Annotated in this window: 14 protein-coding genes; 8 read left to right on the top strand and 6 right to left on the bottom strand. The window is 67.5% G+C overall.

The window, feature by feature from the left end; genetic code table 11:
• The first annotated feature begins 310 nt into the window (after positions 1 to 310).
• From ubiD to JF515_RS09655, 5 genes are all read left to right on the top strand, one after another.
• Positions 311 to 1,780: a 4-hydroxy-3-polyprenylbenzoate decarboxylase gene (gene ubiD, locus JF515_RS09635; protein WP_203103612.1), complete on the top strand. Its 1,470-nt coding sequence runs from the start codon at positions 311 to 313 to the stop codon at positions 1,778 to 1,780.
• Positions 1,781 to 1,843: 63 nt separating this feature from the next.
• Positions 1,844 to 2,281: a thioredoxin TrxC gene (gene trxC / locus JF515_RS09640; RefSeq protein WP_203103614.1), complete on the top strand. Its 438-nt coding sequence runs from the start codon at positions 1,844 to 1,846 to the stop codon at positions 2,279 to 2,281.
• A 90-nt stretch (positions 2,282 to 2,371) separates the two neighbouring features.
• Entirely contained in the window at positions 2,372 to 3,739 is a 1,368-nt protein-coding gene (locus JF515_RS09645; protein ID WP_203103616.1) for a D-arabinono-1,4-lactone oxidase, read from the top strand.
• 5 nt (positions 3,740 to 3,744) lie between these two features.
• Positions 3,745 to 5,025 carry an alanine racemase gene (locus JF515_RS09650; RefSeq protein ID WP_203103618.1) on the top strand — a complete coding sequence of 427 codons (1,281 nt, stop codon included), beginning with the start codon at positions 3,745 to 3,747 and terminating at the stop codon, positions 5,023 to 5,025.
• 208 nt (positions 5,026 to 5,233) lie between these two features.
• Positions 5,234 to 5,587: a NirD/YgiW/YdeI family stress tolerance protein gene (locus JF515_RS09655; RefSeq protein ID WP_203103620.1), complete on the top strand. Its 354-nt coding sequence runs from the start codon at positions 5,234 to 5,236 to the stop codon at positions 5,585 to 5,587.
• A 48-nt stretch (positions 5,588 to 5,635) separates the two neighbouring features.
• Here the strand turns inward: JF515_RS09655 and creD are convergent, their stop codons facing one another.
• From creD to creB, 3 genes are all read right to left on the bottom strand, one after another.
• Positions 5,636 to 6,964 (bottom strand): cell envelope integrity protein CreD, encoded by a 1,329-nt coding sequence (gene creD / locus JF515_RS09660; protein WP_203103622.1) that lies wholly within the window; start codon positions 6,962 to 6,964, stop codon positions 5,636 to 5,638.
• A gap of 75 nt (positions 6,965 to 7,039) precedes the next feature.
• Positions 7,040 to 8,455 (bottom strand): two-component system sensor histidine kinase CreC, encoded by a 1,416-nt coding sequence (gene creC, locus JF515_RS09665; RefSeq protein ID WP_203103624.1) that lies wholly within the window; start codon positions 8,453 to 8,455, stop codon positions 7,040 to 7,042.
• Entirely contained in the window at positions 8,452 to 9,132 is a 681-nt protein-coding gene (creB, locus tag JF515_RS09670; RefSeq protein WP_338015195.1) for a two-component system response regulator CreB, read from the bottom strand. The genes creC and creB overlap by 4 nt, the downstream gene beginning before the upstream one ends.
• 146 nt (positions 9,133 to 9,278) lie before the next feature.
• On the opposite strand from creB, the gene glcD reads away from it, so the two are divergent.
• From glcD to glcF, 3 genes are read left to right on the top strand one after another with little or no spacing between them, the layout of a single operon-like run.
• The gene (gene glcD, locus JF515_RS09675) at positions 9,279 to 10,772 is read left to right on the top strand and encodes a glycolate oxidase subunit GlcD (RefSeq protein WP_203103626.1); all 1,494 of its coding nucleotides are present in this window, start codon (positions 9,279 to 9,281) and stop codon (positions 10,770 to 10,772) included.
• Positions 10,772 to 11,827 (top strand): glycolate oxidase subunit GlcE, encoded by a 1,056-nt coding sequence (gene glcE / locus JF515_RS09680; protein ID WP_203103628.1) that lies wholly within the window; start codon positions 10,772 to 10,774, stop codon positions 11,825 to 11,827. The genes glcD and glcE overlap by 1 nt, the downstream gene beginning before the upstream one ends.
• A gap of 13 nt (positions 11,828 to 11,840) precedes the next feature.
• Complete coding sequence (glcF, locus tag JF515_RS09685; RefSeq protein ID WP_203103630.1) at positions 11,841 to 13,079, top strand: glycolate oxidase subunit GlcF; 1,239 nt, start codon at positions 11,841 to 11,843, stop codon at positions 13,077 to 13,079.
• Positions 13,080 to 13,179: 100 nt separating this feature from the next.
• On the opposite strand, the gene JF515_RS09690 is transcribed toward glcF, so the two are convergent.
• The 3 genes from JF515_RS09690 to JF515_RS09700 are packed head-to-tail and all read right to left on the bottom strand — an operon-like array spanning position 13,180 to position 16,676.
• Positions 13,180 to 14,061 (bottom strand): TauD/TfdA dioxygenase family protein, encoded by an 882-nt coding sequence (locus JF515_RS09690; RefSeq protein ID WP_203103632.1) that lies wholly within the window; start codon positions 14,059 to 14,061, stop codon positions 13,180 to 13,182.
• A gap of 24 nt (positions 14,062 to 14,085) precedes the next feature.
• On the bottom strand, positions 14,086 to 15,657 hold the full coding sequence (locus tag JF515_RS19680; protein ID WP_203103634.1) for a rhodanese-like domain-containing protein: 1,572 nt from the start codon (positions 15,655 to 15,657) through the stop codon (positions 14,086 to 14,088).
• Complete coding sequence (locus JF515_RS09700; protein ID WP_203103636.1) at positions 15,654 to 16,676, bottom strand: tripartite tricarboxylate transporter substrate binding protein; 1,023 nt, start codon at positions 16,674 to 16,676, stop codon at positions 15,654 to 15,656. The genes JF515_RS19680 and JF515_RS09700 overlap by 4 nt, the downstream gene beginning before the upstream one ends.
• Positions 16,677 to 16,687 lie beyond the last annotated feature (11 nt).

Raw genomic sequence — 16,687 nt, forward strand, 5'->3', positions numbered from 1 at the left:
CTGTGTTTTGATATAAAGCCGAATAAACCAGATATTTCATATAGTTACAAACCTATCATTAGGGGTCCGTCCCCGTTCGCGTGACCGCTTTGTTTGCCGGCATCAAGCATGGCGTCCGTGTGGGCTGCGGCCGGGGCGGCCGGGCGGGGCTCCGCTTCTGTCACGATCTTCGGGGCGCTTATCGCGACTGAAGCGGAGCCCCGCCCAGTCGCTCCTACTGCAGACCCGCGGAGGGTGGACGTCATGGCATCGTGCGCGGCGGGTGGGCTGTTATACTGCCGCCACCTTGTAGCCGGCGAGACCGTTTTTCATGAAATACCGCGATCTTCGTGACTTCATCCAGCAACTGGAACAGCAGGGCGAGCTGAAACGCATTACCGCCGAGGTGGACCCGCGCCTGGAGATGACGGAGATTTGCGACCGCACGCTGAAGGCGGGCGGGCCGGCGTTGTTGTTCGAGAACCCGAAGGGCTCTTCGATTCCGGTGTTGGGCAATCTGTTCGGCACCGAGCGGCGGGTGGCGCTGGGTATGGGCCGGGATTCCGTGCAGGAGCTGCGCGAGCTGGGTGAGCTGCTGGCGTTTCTTAAGGAGCCGGAGCCGCCCAAGGGGTTCCGCGATGCCTGGGAGAAGCTGCCGATTTTCCGCAAGGTGCTGAGCATGAGCCCGAAGGTGAGCGGCAGCGGGCCCTGCCAGCAGCAGGTGATCGAGGGCGAGGACGTGGATCTGGGCCAACTGCCGATCCAGACCTGCTGGCCGGGCGACGCCGGGCCGCTGGTGACCTGGCCGCTGGTGATCACCCGGGGGCCGCATAAGGAGCGCCAGAACCTGGGCATCTACCGCCAGCAGTTGATCGGCCGTAACAAGCTGATCATGCGCTGGCTGGGACACCGGGGCGGGGCGCTGGATTTCCAGGAGTGGCAGGAGGCGCACCCGGGCGAGCCGTTCCCGGTGGCGGTGGCCTTGGGGGCGGACCCGGCCACCATTCTGGGCGCGGTGACGCCGGTGCCGGACAGCCTCAGCGAGTACGCCTTCGCCGGCTTGCTGCGCGGCAGCAAAACCGAGCTGGTGAAGTGTCTGGGCTCGGATCTGCAGGTTCCGGCCAGCGCCGAGTTCGTGCTGGAGGGGCATATTTATCCCGGCGAGATGGCGGACGAAGGGCCGTTCGGCGACCACACCGGTTATTACAACGAGGTGGAGCGTTTCCCGGTGTTCACCGTGGAGCGCATCACCCACCGTCGCGATCCGATCTACCACAGCACCTACACCGGCCGGCCGCCGGATGAGCCGGCGGTGCTGGGCCTGGCCATGAACGAGCTGTTCGTGCCGATCCTGCGCAAGCAGTTCCCGGAGATCGTGGATTTCTATCTGCCGCCGGAGGGCTGCTCCTACCGCATGGCGGTGGTGACCATGAAGAAGCAGTACGCCGGCCACGCCAAGCGGGTGATGATGGGGGTGTGGTCGTTCCTGCGCCAGTTCATGTACACCAAGTTCGTGATCGTCTGCGACGACGATGTGAACGCCCGCGACTGGAAGGACGTGATGTGGGCGATCACCACCCGCATGGACCCGGCCCGGGACACGGTGCTGGTGGAGAACACCCCCATCGACTACCTGGACTTCGCTTCTCCGGTGGCCGGCCTGGGCTCCAAGATGGGCCTGGACGCCACTACCAAATGGCTCGGTGAAACCAGCCGCGAGTGGGGCACGCCGATCACCATGGACGCGGACGTGAAGCAGCGCGTGGACGAACTCTGGGACCAGCTCGGCATTGATCTCTGACAGCGCTTGAAGCGGGTCCCGGCGCCATCATATAAACAGGATGCGTAACCGGAGACCCGCGTCATGTCCGACACCCTGACCCTGGGCTGCGCCCACTGCGGAGCGGTCAACCGCATTCCGGCGGCCCGCCGCGCCGACGGCCCGCGCTGCGGCAAATGCAAACGCCCCCTGTTCGAGGGCGCCCCGATCACCCTTACCAGCGCCAATTTCAGCGCCGTGGTGGAACGCTCGGAGCTGCCCGTGGTGGTGGATTTCTGGGCCAGTTGGTGCGGCCCCTGCAAGGTGATGGCGCCGGTGTTCGCGCAGGCCGCCGGCCGGCTCGAGCCGGACCTGCGCTTCGCCAAGCTCGACACCGAAGCGGAGCCGGCCCTGGCCGGGCGCTTTGGCATTCGCAGCATCCCCACCCTGATCGTGTTCCGCGAGGGCCGTGAGCTGGCCCGCCAGGCCGGCGCCATGCAGCCGGCGCAACTGGAGCAGTGGCTGGCCGCTTACCGGCTGTGACTCCCGACCCCGGGGCGGACGGCCCCTGAGTCAATTGCGCCTCGCTGCGGGATTGGTACGATGGTTCCATAAAAACAAACGGGAACCATCATGGCTTTCAATCTTTCCCTGGACCGCCGCGGCTTTCTCAAGGCGCTGGCGGCCACCGCCGGGGCCGGCGCCCTGCCCACCCTGGCCCGCGCCTCGGAGCAACCGGGCGGCGGCCAGTGGCAAAACTGGTCCGGTAACCAGAGCGCCCGCCCCCGGGATCTGGCCTATCCGGCCACCGAGGACGCCCTGAAGCAATTGCTGGCCGCCACCACCGGCACGGTGCGCGCCTTCGGCGGCAGCCACTCGTTCAGCGGCGTGGTGCCCACCGACGACACCCTGGTCTCCCTGGAAGCGATGGCCGGCCTGCGCGGCCGCGATGGCGACGTGCTGCACTTCGGCGCCGGCACCCGCATCGCCCAGGCCGGCGCCCAGGCCTGGGGCGAGGGGCAAAGCCTGATCAACGAACCGGACATCAACCTGCAATCCCTGGCCGGGGCCATCGCCACCAGCACCCACGGCACCGGCCTGGGGCTGCCCAGCCTGTCCGCCCAGGTGGACGGGCTCACCCTGCTGGACATGACCGGCCGGCGCCACCGGCTGACGGCGAAGGACGGCGAGCTGTTCGACGCCGCGCGCTGCTCGGTGGGCGCCCTGGGCCTGGTCACCGAGGTGTCGCTGCGCACCACGCCCGCCTACCGCCTGGAGGAGCACACCTGGACCCTGCCCCTGGACGAAGCCATGGACTTCGTGGCGCGGGAAAAGGACAACTTCCGCAACATCGAATTCTTCGCCTTCCCCCTGGGCGGTACCGCCATCGTGAAAACCATGACGCCCACCGACCGGGAAGACGACAACCTGGCCCAGGACGACAGCAACGACCTGCTGGAAATGGTCTCCGAGCTGGCCATGCGCGCCGGCTGGCTGACTTCGACGCTGCAGAAACTGGTGACTTTCTTCGTCGAGGAGAACCGCCGCTGGGGGCCGGCCCACAAGATTTACGCCAACCGCCGCACGGTGCGCTTCAACGAGATGGAATACACGGTGCCCGCGGAGCGGGGCGTGGACTGCCTGCGCCAGGTGTGCGAGACGATCCGCGAGCGCGACATCAATGTGTTCTTCCCGATCGAGTTCCGCTATGTGGCCGCCGACGACACCCTGCTCTCCATGTTCAGCCAGCGCCCCGGCGCCAGTATCTCCGTGCACCAGTATTACAAGCAGGACTACCGGCCACTGTTCGAGGCCACCGAACCGGTGCTGAGGCGCTGCCAGGGCCGGCCCCACTGGGGCAAACTCCATGGCCTGGGCGCCACGGAGTTGCGCGCGCTGTACCCGCGCTTCGACGACTTCCTGGCAATCCGCCAGGAACTGGACCCAAACGGCCGTCTGCTCAATGATCACCTCAGGCGTTTGTTCCTCGAAAACGGATAACAACCATGAAACGACGCACCTTCCTGCTCGCCCTCGGCGGCGGCCTGGCGGTGGCCTGGTGGCTCAAACCCGGCGACCGGGGCGCGCCCCATCCGCCCTATTTCCAGGGCCTCAACGAACTGCTGCGCAACCGGGGCCCGGGCCGGCCGGTGCTGCTTATCGACCGCCAGCGGCTGGCCGACAACTGCCGGCGCCTGATGGAACGCCTGCCACCGGGCCGGGATTACCGCATCGTCGCCAAGTCCTTGCCCAGCGTGCCGCTGATCCAGGCGGTGATGGCGGAAACCGGCAGCCGCCGGGCCATGGTGTTCCACCAGCCGTTCATCAATGCCCTGGCCGCCGCCGAGCCGGGCTGCGACCTGCTGCTGGGCAAGCCCATGCCGGTGAACGCGGCGGCGCGCTTCTATGAGGAGCTGCCGGCGGACGCCGGCTTCGACCCGGACCGCCAGCTGCAATGGCTGATCGACAGCGAACCCCGGCTGCGACAATACCTGGGCCTGGCCCGGCGCCTGAACCGGCGCCTGCGCGTCAACCTGGAACTGGACGTGGGCCTGCACCGGGGAGGCCTCGCCGACCCCCATGAGCTGGACGCCCTGATGACCCTGATCGACGCCCACCCCGAACATCTGGCGTTCAGCGGTTTCATGGGCTACGACGCCCATGTCGGCAAGGTACCGGCGATTCTGGAAAGCCGCGAGGACTCCCTGCGCAAAAGCCAGGCGGTGTACCAGGGCTTCATCGACCGGCTGTACCACACCCATCCGCGCTACCGGGACCAGCCGCTCACCTTCAACGGCGCCGGCAGCCCCACTTTCGCCCTGCACGGCGACGAAACACCACTCAACGAACTGGCCGCCGGCTCCGCCCTGGTCAAACCCAGCGACTTCGACCTGGACACCCTGGCCGCCTTCGAGCCGGCGGCGTTCATCGCCACCCCGGTGCTCAAGGCCCGGAACGGCCTCGACCTGCCCGGCCCGGTGCCCCTCGGCGACGCCTGGACCCTGTGGGACCCGAACCGACGGCGCACCTACTTCATTTATGGCGGCTACTGGAAAGCGCAACCGGTGTCGCCGCCGGGCATCGAGAGCAATAGTCTGTATGGCGTGAGCACCAACCAGATGATGTACAACGGCTCCCCGGCCACCGACCTGGAGGTGGGCGACCTGATCTTCTTCCGGCCCACCCAGAGCGAATTCGTGCTACTGCAGTTCGGTGATCTGGCGGCAATAGAGGACGGCGCCATTCAGGGGTGGTGGCCGCCGTTGCCGCAGGGCGAGGGGCCTTAGCGGTAATCGGGGGCCGAACCCTCCAGCTGAGACCGCGTCTCGGTGTAGGCCCGTGCCATCTTCATCGCGACTGAAGTCGCTCCTACAGTCCCCCACCCTATGGAGCCGCACCCCGGCTTTTAATGCTCCTTTACAACCAGGCGGCAACAAAGGGCCCTTTCGGCTGCCATACTCCTTACTCGTATCCGAGCGAACAAGGAGGATTGCCATGAAAAAGCTGATCATCGCCGCCGCCCTGGCGGGTACCTTCTCCGTGGCCCACGCCGGCGACGCCATCCAGGCGGACAGCGCCGCCATCAAGCAGGGCATTGAGGAAGGCAAGATGGTGCACCTCAGCGGTGAAGTGGTGCAGGTCATGGAAGATGAACATTACCTGCTGCGCGACACCGCCGGCACCATCGAGATCGAACTGGACACCGGCCTCACCGGCGACCGCCAGCTGCAGACCGGCACGCGCCTGGACCTGGTCGGCGAAGTGGACCACGACGACGGTCGTACCCTGGTGGACGTGGAAGAAGTGAACGCCATGCAGGGTTCCGACGCCGCCACCATCGACGGCTGATCACACCGCCACGGCCGGGGCATTCATTGCCCCGGCCCGTTCTTTCCTTCACGAAGTACCTTGCTGACCACGAGCGTGGGCGCCCCAATCCACATGACGGGTCAGTAACATCACCGCCGCCAGCGTGGCGAACAGCAACAGCGATCCCATCAGCAGGGCGTAGTCCTCGGCATTGAGGATGGCGTAGATCAACGCCAGCACCAGCCCCTGGGCGCCGGCGAACCCCCACCCCGCTTTCCGGGAACGCAACACGGCGCTGAGATACACGCCGATCAGGCCGACACAGGCCAGCCCGCCGATGCCATAGGCCCAGGCGAAATCCAGATGTTCGCCCAACGCCACCAGCAGCAGATAGAACATGGCCAGCGCCAGCCCCACCAGCAGATACTGCATGGGATGCACGGACACGCGCCGCATCACCTCGAACAGGAAGAAAGCGGCGAAGGTCAGGCCGACGATCAGGTAGCTGTATTTGAGTGCCCGCTCGCTGGAAAGCAGGCCGGTGACCGGCTGCACCAGCTCCACCCGCAACGCCTTGTCGCGCTCCTGGCACCGCGCCGTGTCCCTGGCACAGGCGAGGGTGCTCGCCGCCGCCAGACTGTTGGTGTACCAGCGCCCCATGAACCCCTGGTCGGAGATCTCCCGGTCCGCCGGCAGCAACAGGCCGGTGAACCCGGGGTGCGGCCAGTCGCCGCGCAGGGTCATGCGCGTTTCCTTGGCCAGGGGCAGGGCCGCCAGCGACCGGCTGCCATTGAGGTTGAGGTCCACGGAAACGGTGAAGGGCCCCTCCAGTTCCCGGGGCAGCGGCGCCACCAGCACATTGCCGCCCAGGGCTTCCGGTATCTCGCCGGGCTCCAGCAGCGGCAGGGTTCGTTCACCGATACGCAGCCGGGGCCGTTCCGCCAAACCACGCAAATCGCCGACCCGCAATACCAACAGCGCCGGGCCGCGATCGCGCACAGCGCGGTCGGACACCTGCTGCCAGTTTTCCGGAAAACGCGCTTCCAGGTTCAGGCCACTCTGGTAGACCGGTGTCCCGTAGATGCCCCGGTACAGGGTGCGGGTCTTGAGCTGCCCTTCGATGGTCAGGGTGTCCGGCACCTGGCTGGCCAGCTCGTGCCGGAACTCGGCGCGGGTACGGCGTTCGCCGCTTTCCTGGTCCTGGTAGGCAACCTCGTGGCGGCGCACCTGGGGCACCATGATGACCGGGCCGGACACGGTCTGCTCGCCGGCGTATTGGCGGCTTACCTCCTGGCTTACCATCGCCGCGCGCTGCTGGCGTTCGTTGATCTTCGCCTGGATCATCAGCAGCGGCGCCACCAACACCATCATCAGGCCGATGATGATCAGGATTTTTTTCAATGGGCTCTGGGCCATGGTCGTCTCCCTTGGTTCGGAGCGGCCAGCTTGCCCGGCGGGTGTGGGGGGAATGTGGGCGTTTCGTGTGCGCTCTCAGCCCAGGCAAAGCGTGACGCGCACGCCGTGGTCGAGGTTTTCGACACGCAGCCAGCCGCCGTGCAGTTCAGCCACTTCGCGGACCATGGCCAGGCCCAGGCCGGAGCTTTTCTCCTCGCCCGGCGCCGGTAGGGAATAGAAGCGTTCGCTGACGCGCTCCAGGGCGTAGTCCGGAATGCGCGGGCCGTGGTTGGTGACCGTGACGCCTCCGCTGTCCCCGTCGCGCCAGCCAGCCACCACCAGGGTGGAGCCGGCGTCGGCGAAGCGCAGCCCATTGTCGAGCAGGTTGAACAGCGCCAGCCGGGCGGTGTCCGGGTCTAGGCGCAGCACCGCTTCGCCCTCCAGTGCCACAACAAGCTGCTTGCCATCAAGCAGCACCTGGCGGCTGCGGCGCCACTCTTCCAGCAACGGTGCCAGAGCTTGATCGCGTCGGGGCGGCAGGCTTTCCAGTTTTTCCAGACGGGCCAGCGCCAGCATGCGATCCAGCAGGTCACTGAGCCGCTGGCTCTCGTGCACCACATTGTCGGTGAGCCGGTGCAGGGCCGGGTCGCTGACTTCCTCGGCGAGAATTTCCCCGGCACCACGAATCGCCGCCAGCGGGCTTTTCATTTCATGGGTGAGCATGGCGGTGTGATTTTCCAGACGGGAGCGCTCTTCCAGGCGCCGGCGCATGGCGGTAACCGCCCGCGCCAGATCGTGAATTTCGTCGCGTACCCGGAAGCGCGGCGGCGCCGGCCGCCCGCCTTCCGCCACCGCCAGCGCATAGGCGCGCAACCTCCCCACCCGGCGGCTGATCCACCAGGCCAGGCCAACCCCCATCAGCAGGCACACGGTCAGCGCCATCCAGCCGTAGCGGATCAGCCGCCTCTCCGCCTGCGCCACGAACGGCTGGATCGAGGCGCCGGGCTTGCCCAGGGTGACCACGCCGATCAGGGTGCCGTCGTGACGTATCGGCGCCGCCACGTACAGCACCGAGGAAGTGGGATCATCCGGGTCGGAGCGGGTGGTACGGGCGCCGTACTTGCCCTGCAGGGTCAGCAACACATCGTTCCATTGCGAGAAATCCTCGCCTTCGTTCATACCCTGGGAATCGAACCGCACCACGCCCCGGGCATCGGTGACATAGATATGGGTGTCGGTGCGGTTCTTGTTCAGGCCCCAGATGGAGGCGGCGGGGGAACGGTCCGCGTAACGCTGCAGAGCGGCCCGCAAATCCGGGGTAATCGTCAGCCGCTGTTCGCCCGCGTCCGAGGCGATGATTTCCGCCAGCAGGTTGGCGGCGTCCACCAGGGTCTCCTCCGCCGACTGGCGTACCAGCGGCTTGGCCTCGCCGAGCACCAGGTCCATGGTGAACCAGCTCACCAGCCCCATCACCAGGAAGAAAATCAGCAGCAGTTGGCGGCTCAGCTTCATGGCCGTTCCAGCACATAGCCCAGGCCACGGCGGGTCACGATCCAGGCATCGCCGCCCAGGGGCCGGAGCTTGGCGCGCAGGGTCTTGATATGGGTGTCCACGGCGCGCTCGAAGCTGTCTTCCTCGCTGCCGCAAATGTCCAGCAGCCGGGCGCGGCTGAACACCTGGCCCGGGTGCCGCACCAGGGCTTCCAGAATCCGGTATTCCGAAAGAGTCAGGGTGAGGGGCCGGTCGCGGAACCAGGCCCGGGCGGCGTGCTCGTCCACGCGCCAGTCCGGCACCGGCGTGGCCGCCGGCGCGGCGCCCTGGCGCTTGAGGATGGCGCGCACCCGGGCCACCACCTCGCGGGGACTGAACGGCTTGGTGACATAGTCGTCGCCGCCCAGCTCCAGGCCCAGGATGCGGTCCAGTTCGTCCTCGCGGGCGGTCAGAAACAGCACCGGCACCTCGCTGTCCCGACGCACCCGCTTGAGCACGTCGAAGCCGTTGATGTCCGGCAGGCCCACGTCCAGCACCACCAGCGCCGGCGGGTCCTTATCCAGCACCGCCAGCGCCTGCTCGCCCCGCTCCACGTGGGTGACCCGGAAATGCTCCCGCTTGAGGGCGAAGCTCAGCGGCTCCGCCACCCTCGGCTCGTCGTCAACGATCAGAATGTGTGCCGTCACGTTTGCCGTCACGATAGTGCCCCTGTTCAAACCGCGCTCATCATAGCATCGGCGACACCGCTTTCGACCAACGTCGAGCCTCCCTTGCCGCCACCCTGGCCCCGTTGCACACTGACGACCGGCCTCCGAGATTCCAATAACATCAGTCCGGCGGAACCATGCATTACGATGAACGGCTCGACGGCCCCCTGCCCGAAGTGGACAAGGCGGCCCTGCTCAACCGCCTGCGGCGAGACCTGCCCGACCTGCATGTACTGCATCGTCGCGAGGATCTGACGCCCTACGAATGCGACGGCCTGTCCGCCTACCGCACCGTGCCCATGCTGGTGGCGCTGCCGGACACCCTGGCGCAGGTCCAGGCGCTGATGGCCATCGCCAGCGAGGAAGGGGTGCCGGTGGTGGCCCGGGGCGCCGGCACCGGCCTGTCCGGCGGCGCCCTGCCGCTGGAAAAGGGCATCCTGCTGGTGATGGCGCGCTTCAACCGCATTCTCGAAATCGACACCGAGGCCGGCACCGCCCGGGTGCAGCCCGGCGTGCGCAACCTGGCCATTTCCCAGGCCGCCGCGCCCTATGGTCTGTACTACGCGCCGGACCCGTCGTCACAGATCGCCTGTTCCATCGGCGGCAACGTGGCGGAGAACGCCGGCGGCGTGCACTGCCTGAAATACGGCCTCACCGTGCACAACCTGCTGAAGCTGGAAATCGTCACCGTGGACGGCGAGTGCCTGACGCTCGGCAGCGACGCGCTGGATACCCCCGGCTTCGACCTGATGGCCCTGTTCACCGGCTCCGAGGGCATGCTCGGCATCGTCACCGAGATCACCGTGAAGCTGCTGCCGACGCCGCCCCGCGCCAAGGTGCTGCTGGCCAGCTTCGACAGCGTGGAGAACGCCGGCCAGGCGGTGGCCGACATCATCGCCGCCGGCGTCATTCCCGGCGGTCTGGAGATGATGGACAACCTGGCGCTGTGCGCCGCCGAGGATTTCGCCCACGCCGGCTACCCCCGCGACGCCGCCGCCATTCTGCTGTGCGAGCTGGACGGCGTGGAAAGCGACGTGGACGAGGACTGCCAGCGGGTGCGCGCGGTGATGGAAAACGCCGGCGCCACCGACATCCGCCAGGCCCGCGACGACGCCGAACGCCAGCGCTTCTGGGCCGGCCGCAAGGCGGCCTTCCCGGCGGTGGGCCGTATCTCGCCGGACTACTACTGCATGGACGGCACCATCCCCAAACGGGAGCTGCCCAAGGTGCTGGCCGGCATCGAGGCGTTGTCCCGGGAATATGACCTGCGCGTGGCCAACGTCTTCCATGCCGGCGACGGCAACATGCACCCGCTGATTCTGTTCGACGCCAACGACAGCGACCAACTGCACCGGGCCGAGGCCCTGGGCGGGCGCATCCTGGAGCTGTGCGTGGCAGTCGGCGGCAGCATCACCGGCGAGCACGGCGTGGGCCGCGAGAAGATCAATCAGATGTGCAGCCAGTTCGACGCCGACGAGATCACCTGCTTCCACGCGGTGAAAGCCGCCTTCGATCCGCAGCGGCTGCTCAACCCGGGCAAGAACATCCCCACCCTGAACCGTTGCGCGGAGTTCGGCGCCATGCACATTCACCGTGGCGAACTGCCGTTCCCCGAACTGGAGCGGTTCTGATGGGCGACCAGGCCGAAGCCCTGCTGGAGCGGGTACGCGCCGCCCGCGCCGAGCGCCGCCCGCTGTGCCCGCGCGGTACCGGCGGCAAATCCCACCTGGGCCGGCCGGTGGACGGCGAGGTGCTGGATACGCTGGGCCACAGCGGCGTGGTCCATTACGACCCCAGCGAGCTGGTGGTCACCGCCCGCGCCGGCACCCGGGTCAGCGAACTGATCGCCACCCTGGCGGAGCAGGGCCAGATGCTGCCGTTCGAGCCGCCCCTGTTTGGCGGCGACGCCAGCGTCGGCGGCATGGTGGCCAGCGGCCTGGCCGGTCCGCGCCGGCCCTGGGCCGGTTCGGTGCGGGACTTCGTGCTCGGCACCCGGGTGATCACCGGCGAGGGCCGGCACCTGCGTTTCGGTGGCGAAGTGATGAAGAACGTGGCCGGCTACGACCTGTCCCGGCTGATGGCCGGCAGCTTCGGCTGCCTGGGGCTGATCACGGAAGTGTCGTTCAAGGTGCTGCCGCGCCCACGCGCCAGCCGCTCTCTGCAACTGCGCCTCACCGGCGAACAGGCCCGGGAACGGATACTGAACTGGCGCCGACGCGGCCTGCCCGTGTCCGCCGCCTGCCACGGCGGCGGCCTGCTGCGGTTGCGCCTGGAAGGCAACCAGGGCTCGGTGGACGCGGCGGTGGCGGAGATCGGCGGCGAGCCGCTGGAGGACGCGCACTACTGGCAGAAACTGCGCGACCAAAGACTGCCGTTCTTCGACGGCGCCAAACCGCTGTGGCGCCTGTCCCTGCCGCCGGCGACCCCGGAGCTGGACCTGCCCGGCACCCGGCTCAGCGATTGGGGCGGCGCCCAGCGCTGGCTGAAAAGCGACGCGGACGCCGACACCCTGCGGCAACTGGCGGCCAGCGCCGGCGGCTCCGCCACCCGTTTCAGCGGCGAGGAACCGGAGGACACGCCCTTCCACCCGCTGCCGGCGCCCCTGCTGCGCTACCACCAGACGCTGAAAGCCCGCCTGGACCCAAACCGGATTTTCAACCCGGGCCGGCTCTACGCGGACCTGTAACCGGAGGCCGGCCATGCAAACCCGACTCAGCGACACCGCCCGCCAGCTGCCCCGTGCCGAGGAGGCGGAATCGATTCTGCGCAGCTGCGTGCACTGCGGCTTCTGCAACGCCACCTGCCCCACCTATCAGCTCACCGGCGACGAGCTGGACGGTCCGCGCGGACGCATCTATCTGATCAAGGAAATGCTGGAAGGCAACGAACCCGGCGAAGGCACCCAGCAACATCTGGACGCCTGCCTGAGCTGCCGCGCCTGCGAAACCACCTGCCCCTCCGGGGTGGATTACCACTCCCTGCTGGACATCGCCCGGCCGGAGCTGGAACGCCGGGTGCCCCGCTCCCCTCGGGAACGCCTGCTGCGCCGGGGCCTGCGCGCCCTGATGCCGCGCCCCCGGCTGTTCGCCACGCTGATGGGGCTGGGCCGTCTGGCCCGACCGCTGGCCCCGGCGGCGCTGAAGGAAAAAATCCCCGCCCGGATACCGTCGGCGGGCACCTGGCCCGGCGGCGGCCATCCGCGCCGGGTGGCGCTGCTGGCCGGCTGCGTGCAACCGGCCCTGTCGCCCAACACCAACGCCGCCACCGCCCGGGTGCTGGACCGCCTGGGCATCGGCGCGGAAGTCTGGTCCGGGGCCGGCTGCTGCGGTGCGGTGGACTATCACCTGGGCGGGCACCTGGACGGCCAGGCCACCGGCCTGGCCCGGGCCAAACGCAATATCGACACCTGGATCGCCGCCCTGGACGACGGCGTGGAAGCCATCATCCCCACCGCCAGCGGCTGCGGCGCCTTTATCAAGGAATACGGCAAGGTGCTGCGCGACGACCCGGCCTACGCCGACAAGGCCCGCCGCGTCAGCGAGCACACCCGTGACCCGGCGGAATTTCTCGCTGGAGAAGCTTTGGAAGCGCTGACGGTGCACGCCGAAGGCCGGCTGGCCTTCCAATGCCCCTGCACCCTGCAGCACGGCCAGCGCCTGGCCGGCGTCACCGAAAGCGTGCTCACCCGGCTGGGCTTCGACCTCACCCCGGTGCCGGACGCCCACCTGTGCTGCGGCTCCGCCGGCACCTATTCGATCACTCAACCGGCCATGGCCCGGCAACTGCGCGACCAAAAACTCGACGCCCTGGAAAGCGGCCAGCCCGATGCCATCGCCACCGCCAACATCGGCTGCCAGATGCACCTCACCGCCGCCGGCCGCACCCCGGTGCGGCACTGGATCGAGATCCTCGACGACACGTTGTCCCCGGACACCTGATCGCGACTGAAGTCGCTCCTACGACATGATAACGGCGCTGTAGGAGCGACTTTAGTCGCGATCGACGACCTCTCGGGCCGCACCTACGCAAGATTCGCGGTCAGGCGGACGCCGCCAGCGGCCGCTCACCGTACACCTGGGTGCGCAACATCAGCCGCCGCTCACCACTGTCGAATGGATTGCGGTGGTGCATGGTCCAGCGGTTGTCCCACAGCAGCACGTCACCCACTTGCCATTGCTGCGTCCAGATATGCTCCGGTCTGGTCACGTAGGACCAAAGCTCGTCGAGCAGGGCTTCGCTGTCCTTCTCGGAAAGACCCACCAGATAGGCGTTGCGGCGCCGGCCGAGATACAGGGCACGGCGACCGTTGACCGGATGTACCCGAACCAGCGGATGGATGGCGCCCGGCGCCTCACGGGCCGAGGTCACCGCGTCCGCGCCTTTGCGCAGATCACCGGCACTGGTGTAGGAGGAGTCATGCTTGCATCGCAACGTGGCCACGCGGCGTTTCAACGCTTCAGGCAACGCCTCGTAGGCCAGGAACATGTTGCACAAAGACGTTTCACCGCCACTGCGCGTGACCTCCTTGGCGTACAGAATCGTCGGCCCCGGCGGTACGTCCACATAGGACATGTCCGTGTGCCATTCGGCTTCGGCGTTGCCCAGGGTGCCGATCACGCGACCGTTTTCGCGAATATTGGACACCACGAAGATCTCCGGATACCGCTCGATGGCGCCGGCGCTGTAATACTCCGAGGCCGGCGCCGGCTGCAGTTCTCCAAAGTGGCGGCTGAACGCGATCAGCGACGCCTCGTCCAGTTTCTGCCCGCGCAAACGCACCACCAGGTGCTTATCGAGCGCCGCCTTGGTCTGGGCCACGTCCCGCCGGATATCGTCACCGCTCAGATCGGCACCCACCACCTCGGCGCCCAGGGGCGCGTCAAAGGCATCAATACGTGGCAACTGTTCGGATAAACTCATTGCTGTTTCCTCACCTTGCACTACTTAAATCAAGAAGCCGGCAACGCCGTCGCGCCGCAGTTGTCCGACCAGTTCCAGTTCCCAGTCGATGTAGCCCTGCATGGCTTCGCGACCATGGGCGGTCCCTTCGTAGGGCCGCCGGTAACAATCGTCAGGAACATCAAAAAAATCCCCTTCACCGCTGACCAGCGGCAGTCCTGCCCGAGCCCAAGCCCGGTTTCCGCCGGCCAGCACCGGCACGGCGATGCCGTGCGCCTTCAGATCGGCGGCCGCGAAGTTCGCCAGCGCGCCGTCCTGACTGGTCACGACCAACCGTTGGCCGGGCACTTTCAGCACGTCGATGGCGTCGGCCAGCCGGTTACGGTTTACCTGCAGCGCGCCCTCCACATGCGCTGCCCGGTATTCGTCGCTGCGACTCACGTCCAGGACGACGGCCCCCTCCCGGCGCCACCTGTCCACCTGTTCCGGAGTCACGCCATGGACGTCCGGAGGGGGCGGCGGAGCCGTTCTCGGCGGCGCCGCTTCGGCGCGAACCATCGGTACGCTCACCACCATGACGTCACGCCATCCCATCCGGCGCAGCCAGGACGCCGTCATTGGCGCACGCACCCCGTCGTCATCGGCAAGCACGATGCGCGCATGCCGCACCGCCAGATAATCGTCGGTGGCCTGCACCAACTGCCCGCCCGGTGCGTGACGGAAGCCCGCCAGCGGCCCGGCCTCCACTTCCTCGCTTTCGCGAACGTCAAAGAAATAGGTGGTTCGGTGATGCACCTCGGCCAACCAGGCGCGATATTCATCGCCGTCGGCGTAACGCACGCCGGTGTCGAGTGCGTGGCGCCGCACCCGCTCTCGAATCACAGGCAGAGAAGCCGGGTCGGGATCGGAGGCTCGACGCCGCGCGCCGTATTCAAGCTCCAGGCCCGCCAGCAACCAGCCGATGGTGCCATTGCGCAGCGCGTAGACCGGGTTGGGCAAGCCGCTGTCGATCAGCGATTGGGCACCGATCAGGCTGCGGGTGCGCCCGGCGCAATTGACCACCACCGGCGTCTCCGGGTCCGTCAACAAGGTCGGCACCCGCGCGGCAAGATTGGCGCCCGGGCAGCTCACGCTGCCGGGGATGGTCATGGTCTGGTATTCATGGAAGGGGCGAGCATCGACCAGCAGGAAAGCCTCGCCCGCCCGCCTCCGTTGTTCGAACTCCGACGCCGCCAGGCCGGGCACTTGATAACGCGCCTCAACCCATTCCCCGAACGCCTTGCTGGCGGAGTTCACATCCCGATAGAGCTCCCCCCGTGCGCTCCAGGCGGGCAGGCCGCCATCCAGCACACTCAGGTTCGTGTACCCCAGGGCCTCCAACCGGGACAGCGCCGGTCCGGCCAGACCTTCGCCGTCGTCGTACACCACCAGCGGCACGTTCGAACGCGGCACCCGCTGGCGGATCGTCAACTCCAACCGCGACAGAGGCACGGAGGCGGCGAACAGGGGATGGGCTCGGGAGAACGGCCCTTCTTCGCGCACGTCGAGCACGGCCACTTCGCGCCCCTGTACCCAACGCTCCCGTACCTGGTCGGCGGTGGATAACGTCCACGTCACGGGGCATCGTCCTGGGCGAGCAGCGCCTTGATGGCCCGGGTTTTACGCTCGAACAGCTCACGGGTTTCCCGCAGACCCAGGACCAGCGACCCGGAGCCGGTATTCTTAAGCTTGGTCTGCACCTGTTCCAGGCGGAACACTTCCGGCAGTTTCTCCGCCAGACGTTCGACGTGCGGTTCCGGCACGCCCTTGACCACGGCCACCCCGCGCAGGTTGGTGCTCAGATCGTCCACCTCCACGCCGGCCTCCTGAAAGGTGGGCACGTCCGGCAGAAACTCGCTGCGCTCGGTGTCGGCCACCGCCAGGATTTTCAGCGAGTCCCGGTTACGCCAAGAGTCCGACAAATTGTTGAAACCGGCCTGAACCTGACCGCCAATCACGAACTGCAGCGCCTGCACACCGCCCTGTTCCGCGGGAAGAAAGTTGATGTCCACGTCCGCGGCGCGCTGGAACTGCAAGGCCGCCACATGATGGCCGGTGTACAACCCGGCGCCGGACACCGACAGCTCACCGGGATGAGCGCGCGCGTAATCGACCACGTCCGCCACGGTTTGGAAGGGACTGTCCTTGCCCACCACCAGTACCGCCGGATCCGCGCCCCAATTGGCCACCGGCACCACATTGTCGGCGTTGTAGCTGAGTGACGGCTCGTGGGTCCATTGGGCGATCATGTGCGGCAGGTTATAGGCGATCAGCTCATAGCCATCGCGCCCGCCGCTGTCCACCGCCCAGTTCCAGCCGACCCGGCCACCGGCACCGGGGCGGTTCACCACCTTGATCGGCTGGCCGAGCACCTCGGCGGCCGGCTCGACGGCAATGCGCGCCTGCAGGTCCGTGGCGCCGCCGGGCCCGTAGGCCACGGTCAGGGACAAGGGCTTGTCCGGATAATCGTCCCCCTCGCCGACCAGGGCGCCGTCGCTGCCCGTTTGCCGCAGCCCCCAGGCGGCAACCACGATCAGCACGACCAGAGCGGCGAGGCCGGCCAGTTTCCCCGTCTTGGCTTTTGAATGATTCGCCATTATCAGTCTCC

It is taken from the genome of Alloalcanivorax marinus, from assembly GCF_016785095.1.
Taxonomy (GTDB): Bacteria; Pseudomonadota; Gammaproteobacteria; order Pseudomonadales; family Alcanivoracaceae; genus Alloalcanivorax; species Alloalcanivorax marinus_A.